The sequence below is a fragment of the Dyella sp. genome (assembly GCF_035486915.1).
Classification (GTDB): domain Bacteria; phylum Pseudomonadota; class Gammaproteobacteria; order Xanthomonadales; family Rhodanobacteraceae; genus Dyella_B.
In genome coordinates this window covers 1-9,284 of record NZ_DATHMR010000091.1, presented here as the reverse complement: position 1 = coordinate 9,284, position 9,284 = coordinate 1, and the positions used below count along the sequence as shown (strand labels likewise).

Below are 9,284 nucleotides of genomic sequence, written 5' to 3'. Positions count from 1 at the left end.
CCCTTACGCCCGCCGCAGCGTCTGAGGTTTCACGCACCGCCGAGCTTTTGCGTGACTGCTTCCGCGGGGCTAGACCATTCGCCCCCGCATGGTCGACCGAATCGGGTTAATATGGCCGTTTACATGGCAATCCCCAGTACCCGCAAGGGTGCCCGTTAGAAGGAACCGCAGATGAAGATTCTGGTCGGCTACAAGCGCGTGGTGGACTACAACGTCCGCATTCAGGTCAAACCCGATGGCACCGGCGTGGTGACCGATGGTGTGAAGCTGTCCGCCAATCCGTTTGACGATATCGCGCTGGAAGAGGCGCTGCGTCTGCGCGAAAAAGGTGTGGCCGACGAAGTGATCCTTGTCGGCATTGGCCCGGCGGATCTCACCGCGCATCTGCGCAACGGTTTGGCCATGGGCGCCAATCGCGCCATCCATGTCGTCACTGCCGATGCCGTGCAGCCCCTGACCGCCGCGCGCGTGTTCCAGAAGCTCATCGAGAAGGAACAGCCAGCCCTGGTGATCCTTGGCAAGCAGGCCATCGACGACGACGCAAATCAGACGGGCCAGATGCTGGCCGCACTGTGGGATCGCCCGCAGGCAACCTTTGCCGGCAAAGTCGACATCGCCAACGGCAAGGCGACGGTCACCCGCGAAGTCGATGCCGGCCTGGAAACGATCGAAGCCGATCTACCGGCCGTGATTACCACCGATCTGCGCCTCAACGAACCGCGCTTCATCAAGCTGCCCGACATCATGAAGGCCAAGTCCAAGCCGATCGACAGCATCGAATTCGCTTCCCTGGGCGTCGATACGCACGACCACCTCAAGACCACCCACTACGCCGCTCCGCCCAAGCGCAGCAAGGGCGTGATGGTGAAGGACGCCGCCGAGCTGGTTGCCGCGTTGAAGCAGAAGGGTCTGCTCTAAGCAGCCGCCGGACGAGACAGGAGACACTTATGAGCAAGATTCTGGTTATCGCCGAACATCTGGGCGGCAAGCTGAACCCCTCCACTGCACGCGCTGTAAGCGCAGCAGCGGCCGTGAAACCCGACGCCATCGACGTGCTGGTGCTGAGCGACAACGTGGACGCCATCGCCGCCGATGCGGCGAAGATCGACGGCGTCACGCGCGTACTCACCATTGCCCGCGCGGAAAACAATCATCCGCTCGCCTCCGTGCTCGCGCCGCAGATTGCCAAAGCGGCAGCCGGTTACAGCCACGTATTCTTCCCTTCCACTACGTTCGGCAAGGATGTCGCACCGCGCGTTGCGGCCCTGCTTGGCGTTGCGCAGGTGAGCGACGTGATGAGCGTGGAAGCCAGCCACACCTTCAAGCGCCCCATCTACGCCGGCAACGCCATCATCACCGTGGAAGCCGATGCAGCGCATGCGGTGGTCGCGACCATCCGCACGGCGTCCTGGCCCGCCGCCGCAAGCGGCGCCAACAATGCGCCGTTGGAAGCGTTGAACGTCGACGTGGCACTACCCACGCACACGCGCTTTGTCGAACTCAAGCAGGGCAAGAGCGATCGACCAGACCTGCAAAGCGCGAGCAAGGTCGTGTCCGGTGGCCGTGGCGTGGGATCGAAGGAAAACTTCGAAATCATCTACAAGTTCGCCGACAAGATTGGCGCAGCAGTGGGGGCATCCCGCGCGGCCGTCGATGCTGGCTACGTGCCGAACGAGATGCAGGTTGGCCAGACCGGCAAGATCATCGCGCCGGAACTCTACATGGCCATAGGTATTTCCGGCGCTATTCAGCACCTCACCGGCATCAAGGATGCAGGCACCATCGTCGCCATCAACAAGGACGGTGAAGCACCGATCTTTGAAGTGGCCGACATCGGCCTGGTCGGTGATTTGTTCAAGATCATTCCCGAGCTGGAACAGGCCATCGGCTAAAACGTTCTAAGTAAACACAAAAAAGGCGGCCATCGGCCGCCTTTTTTATTGCGGGTGGCACGCGCATCATGAGGCATGCAGGATGGTGCGCATCGCATGGATGACGCGCTCGACATCGTCATCGGACATCGCTGGCGAGAGCGGCAAACTTACCGTCTCCCTGCCCAGTTTCATCGCATGCGGCCATTGCTCCGACTGCCAGCCGAAGCGCTGCTGGTAATAAGGATGCTCAGGAATCGAAAGGTAATGAACACCCGTGCCAATGCGCGCAGCGTTCATCGCTTCGAGAAAATCGTCCCGCGAGATGCCTGCACGCGATTCATCGATCATCACGGTATACAGATGGTAACCATGGCGAGTGTCGGACTGCGGCGGCGCCGGCAAGCCCATCGGCAGATCGGCTAACGCTTCATCGTAGCGTTGCCAGATAGCGCGACGGCGATGCCAGCTTTCATCTACACGCGCCAACTGATGCAATCCAATGGCGGCCTGGATATCCATCATGTTGTATTTAAAGCCACACTCCACAACTTGATAGTGCTTGTAGCCTTTATCGCCAAAACGATGCCACGCATCCTTGCTCATGCCGTGTAGCGCCAAGATACGGGCTCGTGCAATTTGCTCCTCGCTGTTGCCGAGGATCATGCCGCCTTCGCCTGTCACGACGTTTTTGGTGACGTAAAAGCTGAAGCAACCGAAGTCACCGAAGGTCCCCAATGGCTTGCCACGAAATTCCGCTTCCACGGCATGCGCACAATCTTCGATAACCACCAGGTTGTTTTTACGCGCAATCGCCATGATGCGATCCATATCGCACGGGCGACCGGCGAAATGCACCGGCAAAATCGCCCTCGTACGCGGCGTGATAGCTGCTTCAACCGCATCCGGATCGATGTTCTGTGTCACCGGATCGACGTCCGCCAATATCGGTACCAATCCTGCATGCAGTATGGCGTTGACGGTGGCACAGAACGTCAGCGGCGTCGTGATCACCTCGGAGCCGGGCTCAATCCCCGCTGCCAGCAGGCTTACGTGCAGTGCGGCCGTGCACGAATTGACCGCTGCGACCTGCAATTCCCTAACGCCACGATACGCCGCAAAATCGCGCTCGAATTGGGCAACGCGCGGACCCGTGCCCAACCATCCAGAACGAAGGCATGCCTCCACTTCGGCGATTTCCGGCTCCCCGATCTGGGGAGCGCCAAAAACAAGAAAGGGAGGAGTGGATGCTGACAAGGAGTTATCCATCAAGGGGAATGGCAAATGCGATCACGCCCGCCAAGGATAAGCTCGCCTCTCGTCGCGGTCACGCCCAACCTCTTATGTGCCAGCCTGATCGATGACCTGTGCCACTAATTGTTCCACCATCGATTCAAGCGAGCTCTTGCTGGTCAGCAAATGCACTTCCGGCTGTTCGGGAGCCTCATAAGGCGAATCGATTCCGGTGAAGTTGCTGATCTCGCCTGCACGTGCCTTGCGATACAAACCTTTTGGATCGCGCCGTTCGCACTCTTCCAGTGGCGTATCCACGAAGACCTCGACGAATTCGTCATCCATAAAAAGGCCCCGCGCGAACTCCCGCTCACTGCGGAAGGGCGAGATGACGCACACCAGCACAATCAGGCCCGCGTCCACCATCAGATGCGCCACTTCAGCCACACGGCGCACGTTTTCGACACGTGCCTCTAGCGTGAATCCAAGATCGCGATTCAGGCCATGGCGAAGGTTGTCGCCGTCCAGCAAATAGGTGTGATAGCCGAGCGCACTGAGACGTCGTTCGATAAGGTTGGCGATCGTTGATTTGCCCGCGCCAGACAAACCCGTAAACCACAGGCATTTGGGCTGCTGTCCCTTGCCGCGGGCACGCGTCTGCTTATCGACATCCAGATGCTGCCAATGCACATTGGCGGCTCTGTGCAGCGCAAAATCGAGCATGCCGCACGCGACCGTTGCGTTGGTCTGCCGGTCGATCAGAATGAAGCCACCCAGCGTGTGACTATCGGCGTAAGCCTCGAACGCGATGGGATGATCGAGGTCGAGATTGCAATAACCGACCTCGTTGAGTTCAAGTCGATGCGCGGCCAATTGAGCTTGCGTATTGACGTCGATCTTGTGCTTGATCGACGTGATGCGTGCATTGACGGTACGTGTACCAATCTTCAGCGAGTAACCGCGATTGGGCAGCAACGCCTCGTCGCCCATCCACAACAGATGCGCCGCGAATTGGTCCGCTTCGGGGGCCGGATGCATAGCCTCGGCAATCACATCGCCGCGGCTGATATCCACTTCGCGATCCAGCGTCAGCGTGATGGCTTGCCCTGTTCGGGCATGAGGCAGATCACCATCGGCCGTGACGATACGCGCAACGCGCGCCTGATGCATGCCGGGCTGGACGACAATCGAGTCGCCGACTTTGACCAGTCCGCCGCATATCGTGCCCGCGTATCCGCGAAATGTCTGATCCGGGCGATTAACCCATTGCACGGGCATGCGGAATTTGTCCGCCTGCGCTGGTTTAACGGAGATGGTCTCCAGCACATCCAGCAAAGTCGGGCCTTTGTACCAGGACATATTTGCCGATGAGGATCCAACGTTGTCGCCCGTCAGCGCAGCCACTGGAAGCGGGTGAACGTCATGGATTCCCAACGCTTCCGCGAGTTCAACATATGCGTTACGAATAGACTCGTAGACGTCTTGCTGATAATCGACAAGATCCATCTTGTTGACCGCAAGCACCACATGCCGAATCCCCAGCAATGCGCAGATGTAGGTGTGCCGGTGCGTTTGCGTTAACAGTCCCTTGCGCGCATCCACCAACACGACAGCAACATCCGCATGCGACGCTCCGGTCGCCATGTTGCGTGTGTATTGCTCGTGACCCGGGCAATCGGCAACAACGAAGTTGCGGCGAGCACTGTGGAAATAGCGATAAGCGACATCAATCGTTATACCCTGCTGACGCTCTGCATCCAGACCGTCGGTCAGGAGCGAAAAATCCAAGATATCGCTATCGGCGTGCTCAAGACGGCTCTCGCGCCGCAATGCTTCGATCTGATCATCGGGAAGCATGCCAGCGTCGTAAAGCAGACGCCCCAGCAAGGTGCTCTTGCCGTCATCGACGCTTCCGCAGGTAATGAAACGCAAAAGGCTGCGCTTGGAGTGATCGCCCGACATCAGAAATAGCCTTCCTGTTTCTTGCGCTCCATGGATGCGGAGGGATCTTGATCAATCACACGTCCCTGCCGCTCGGAACTGCGGGACTGGATCATTTCGTCAATGATCTCCTCGAGTGTGGTCGCAGTGGATTCCACCGCACCCGTCAGGGGATAGCAGCCCAGTGTGCGGAAACGCACCATGCGCTTTTCGATCTTTTCGCCTTCGCGCAGAGTAAAGCGATCATCGTCCACCATGATCAGCGCACCGTCACGCTTCACCACTGGACGTTCTTTGGCGAAATACAAAGGCACAACGGGAATACTTTCGCGCCGGATGTACTGCCATACATCGAGCTCTGTCCAGTTCGACAACGGAAAGACACGCACGCTCTCTCCCTTATGAATACTGGTGTTGTAGAGATTCCATAATTCCGGACGCTGCCGTTTGGGGTCCCAACGGTGCTGTGCATTGCGAAACGAAAAAACGCGCTCTTTCGCGCGAGATTTTTCTTCATCGCGACGCGCGCCGCCGATTGCGGCGTCGAAAGCATGCTTATCCAGCGCCTGCCGCAACGCCACCGTTTTCATGATGTCGGTGTGTACCGTCGCACCATGGACGAGCGGAGAGATGCCTTGACGAACGCCATCCTCATTGATGTGGACCAGCACCTGTACATCACCCGCCCTAGCCACATTGTCGCGAAACTCGATCATCTCGCGAAACTTCCATGTGGTATCGACGTGAAGCAGCGGGATGGGCGCTCGGGCCGGATAAAATGCCTTGCGCAACAGATGCAACAAGACAGAAGAATCTTTGCCGATCGAATACAGCATGACTGGCCGCTGAAAATTGGCGGCGACCTCACGGAAAATATGGATGCTCTCGGCTTCCAGGGCGTCTAAGTAGTCGGACACGTCGACGGGCGGCCTATGGACGAATTAAGCCCTCATTTTGGCATGAAGTCCGCATCGATTGCCTTAAGAACTGTCGCCCCACTCCAGAATCATGGCATTTTCAGGGATATGGCAGTTTTCACCCGCATGATAAAATCGCAGATAAATGCGGCGATGGGTCGTGGGGACTCGCAGCCTAGACGCGCTACTGTTTTGCGGTAGAGAAGGGGAAACAATGACGTCGCTGGATACGGCTCCAAGTCGAAACACACAGACCCAGGTGTCTGTGCCGCTCTGCGTGGACCTTGACGGCACGCTGATTCGCAGCGACCTGCTTGTGGAGTCGGCGTTGGCGCTCCTGGCGAAACATCCGCTGATGGCATTTGCCATGCCGATCTGGCTGCTGCGTGGCAAGGCGTATCTAAAGCAACAGATTGCGCAGCGGGTCGAGCTTAATGCCGCGGCACTTCCTTACAACGGTGATGTTGTGGCATGGGTGCGTGAACAGCAGTCCTCACGCACAACGGTTCTGTGCAGTGCCGCCGATACCAAACTGGCCACGCTGGTCGCCGATCATGTCGGCGGCTTTGACGCCGTCATAGCCAGCGACGGCGAACGAAATCTTTCCGGTCTCAACAAGGCAAAGGTTCTCGTGGCACGCTTCGGTGAGCGTCGCTTCGACTATATTGGCAACGCGAAAATCGATCTGCATGTGTGGAAGTCTGCGAACGCTGCCATTGTCGTGGAGTCCGGCTCACGGTTGTCCAGCGCCGCCGCAAACGTTACCGTGCTCGAACGCACATTCACGCATGGCGCGGTATCGGTGAAGCATTGGCTCAAAGCCCTGCGCGTGCATCAGTGGATCAAAAATGTCCTGGTGTTTTTGCCCCTGCTCGCGGCGCACCGTGTCCTCGATCCGAATGCGTTGTTATCGGCGTTGCTTGCTTTCGCCTGCTTCGGACTTTGTGCCTCCAGTGTCTATGTCACGAATGATCTTCTCGACCTTGCCGCAGACAGGCAGCATCGCAGGAAAAAACACCGACCCTTTGCCGCAGGCGTCATTCCGCTCTACCAAGGCCCGATAGCTGCACTGCTGTTGCTGGTCACCAGCTTTTCAATGGCGTGGTTTCTCACTCCCACGTTCGTCCTGATGCTGCTTGGCTATTACGTTCTTACCACCGGATATTCACTGAAATTCAAGCGCATGGTCATGCTGGATGTGATCGTGCTTGCACTGCTTTACACCTCGCGCATTCTCGCTGGCGCCGCGGCCATTCAGTCCAGACCCTCTTTCTGGCTGCTCGCCTTTTCCATGTTCATCTTCCTCAGCCTAGCCATGGTCAAGCGCTATACAGAGCTACTCGCCGCGCAAAAGTCGTCGAGCATCAAGGCCGCTGGCCGTGGCTACGTCGTCGAAGATTTGTCGCTGATTCAATCGATGGGTGGTGCCAGCGGGTACCTTTCCGTGCTGGTGTTGGCCCTTTACATCGACAGCACTGCCAGTCAGTCGCTATATAGGCATCCGCATTACCTGTGGCTGCTATGCCCCTTGCTGCTGTATTGGATCAGTCGCACATGGGTGATCGCGCACCGCGGCATCATGCACGACGACCCAGTAGTGTTTGCGGTCATGGACAACGTTAGCCGCGGCTTGCTGCTGGTGGCCGCGATCATCGTGATTGCGTCCATCTGATGAGCAACGTTGGCCAATCATGGGGGCGGTATCCGACCGCCACGCAGACGATCATCGATATCACCGATCGGCACCGCCCCTTGCCTACCACCGACGGCGTCATGCTGCCTCACGGTAACGGTCGCAGTTACGGCGACAGTTGCCTCAATGACGATGGCGTCCTCCTGCGTACGCGTGGCATGGATCGCTATATCCGCTTCGACCCTGTTACCGGACAACTGGAGTGCGAAGCCGGTCTGCTGCTTTCGGACCTGTTGGACATCGTTGTCCCGCAGGGATGGTTTCCGCCGGTGACGCCCGGCACCCGTTTCGTCACCGTGGGCGGCGCCATCGCCAACGATGTGCATGGTAAAAACCATCATGTGACCGGAACCTTCGGCCAGCATGTGCTCAATCTCGAACTAGTGCGCTCCGATGGCCATCGCATGGTCTGCAGCCCCGAGCTTCATCCGGATTGGTTCGCTGCCACGGTGGGCGGTTTGGGGTTAACCGGCCTCATTACACGCGCGACCTTGCAGCTTCGCCGCATTGCCGGGCCATGGATGAGTTGCGAAACACGTCGCTTCCAGAATCTCGATGGTTTTTTTCATCTCTCAGAGACCACGGCAGCCGCACACGAATACACAGTGGCCTGGGTCGATTGTGTGAGTACGGGCCGCGGGCTGGGCAGAGGCCTGTTCACTTGCGCCAATCACGCCCCCGCTTCTCCCGATGCGAAGCCGGCTGCGCCGAATCGCCGCCTGTCGGTGCCGTTCACGCCGCCGATTTCACTGATCAACCCACTTAGCCTGAAGGCGTTCAACAGCCTCTACTTTCATCGCCAACGCGAAGACATTGCGCACGTCACAACCCATTACGTGCCGTATTTCTACCCCCTGGACGGCGTGGGCAACTGGAATCGCATCTACGGCCCGCGTGGCTTCATGCAATATCAGTGCGTCGTCCCGCCTGCTGCCGCGCACAACGGGATCAAGCAATTGCTTGAAGTTGTCGCCCGTGGCGGCGATGGCTCCTTCCTGGCCGTCTTGAAGCAGTTTGGCGACCTGCCCTCACCCGGGATGCTTTCGTTTCCACGCCCAGGCACCACGCTCGCGCTAGATTTCCCCAATCAGGGCGAACGCACGTTACGCTTGCTGGATAAGTTGGATGATATCGTCGCGGCGGCCGGTGGCGCGGTTTATCCGGCCAAGGACGCTCGGATGAACGGGCAGCGGTTCCGTCAGTATTTCCCGGCGTGGGAAGCCTTCAGCCATTTCATTGACCCCCGGTTTTCGTCCAGTTTCTGGCGCCGGGTTGCGGAGTAAGCATGCTCAGGATCGTTATCGTCGGCGCTTCATCTGCCATCGCAGAAGCAACCGCGCGCTGTTATGCGGCGCGCGGCGCGCGCCTTTTTCTCATTGCCCGTCAGTCACAGCGGCTTGAAGACATGACGTCGGATTTGAAAGTGAGAGGCGCTGCGGATGTCGCTTTCGCAACACTGGACGTCAACCAGCTCGACGCGCATTCCTATGTGCTAGCGCAAGCGTGGACGTGGCTGGGTGAAGTCGACGCGATGCTTATTGCTCACGGCACGCTACCCGATCAGAACGCCTGCGAAGCATCGGCCGAGCTTGCCGTGAAGGAATTCAACACCAACGGCACGTCAACCAT

The 9,284-nt window shown here is 58.4% G+C and carries 8 protein-coding genes; 5 read left to right on the top strand and 3 right to left on the bottom strand.

Translation table 11 applies throughout. From position 1 onward, the window contains the following. The first annotated feature begins 171 nt into the window (after positions 1 to 171). Both VK725_RS07395 and VK725_RS07390 read left to right on the top strand, forming a co-directional pair. Positions 172 to 918, top strand: coding sequence for an electron transfer flavoprotein subunit beta/FixA family protein (locus tag VK725_RS07395; protein WP_325317416.1), 747 nt, complete (start codon positions 172 to 174; stop codon positions 916 to 918). A gap of 29 nt (positions 919 to 947) precedes the next feature. After that, entirely contained in the window at positions 948 to 1,892 is a 945-nt protein-coding gene (locus VK725_RS07390; protein ID WP_325317415.1) for an electron transfer flavoprotein subunit alpha/FixB family protein, read from the top strand. A gap of 66 nt (positions 1,893 to 1,958) precedes the next feature. Here VK725_RS07390 and VK725_RS07385 read toward each other — a convergent pair whose 3' ends face one another. The 3 genes from VK725_RS07385 to cysD all read right to left on the bottom strand — a co-directional run bounded on the left by VK725_RS07385 (position 1,959) and on the right by cysD (position 5,962). Continuing rightward, a complete protein-coding gene (locus tag VK725_RS07385; protein ID WP_325317414.1) occupies positions 1,959 to 3,128 on the bottom strand; it encodes a DegT/DnrJ/EryC1/StrS aminotransferase family protein in 1,170 nt (389 codons plus the stop codon). Positions 3,129 to 3,212: 84 nt separating this feature from the next. After that, positions 3,213 to 5,066 carry a sulfate adenylyltransferase subunit CysN gene (gene cysN, locus VK725_RS07380; RefSeq protein ID WP_325317413.1) on the bottom strand — a complete coding sequence of 618 codons (1,854 nt, stop codon included), beginning with the start codon at positions 5,064 to 5,066 and terminating at the stop codon, positions 3,213 to 3,215. Continuing rightward, entirely contained in the window at positions 5,066 to 5,962 is an 897-nt protein-coding gene (gene cysD, locus VK725_RS07375; RefSeq protein ID WP_325317412.1) for a sulfate adenylyltransferase subunit CysD, read from the bottom strand. The genes cysN and cysD overlap by 1 nt, the downstream gene beginning before the upstream one ends. 214 nt (positions 5,963 to 6,176) lie before the next feature. On the opposite strand from cysD, the gene VK725_RS07370 reads away from it, so the two are divergent. From VK725_RS07370 to VK725_RS07360, 3 genes are all read left to right on the top strand, one after another. Continuing rightward, positions 6,177 to 7,634 (top strand): UbiA family prenyltransferase, encoded by a 1,458-nt coding sequence (locus tag VK725_RS07370; protein WP_325317411.1) that lies wholly within the window; start codon positions 6,177 to 6,179, stop codon positions 7,632 to 7,634. Beyond that, entirely contained in the window at positions 7,634 to 8,938 is a 1,305-nt protein-coding gene (locus VK725_RS07365; protein WP_325317410.1) for an FAD-binding oxidoreductase, read from the top strand. The genes VK725_RS07370 and VK725_RS07365 overlap by 1 nt, the downstream gene beginning before the upstream one ends. Before the next feature lie 2 nt (positions 8,939 to 8,940). Continuing rightward, positions 8,941 to 9,284 (top strand): SDR family NAD(P)-dependent oxidoreductase (locus VK725_RS07360; protein ID WP_325317409.1); only part of this gene is annotated, 344 nt, incomplete at its 3' end.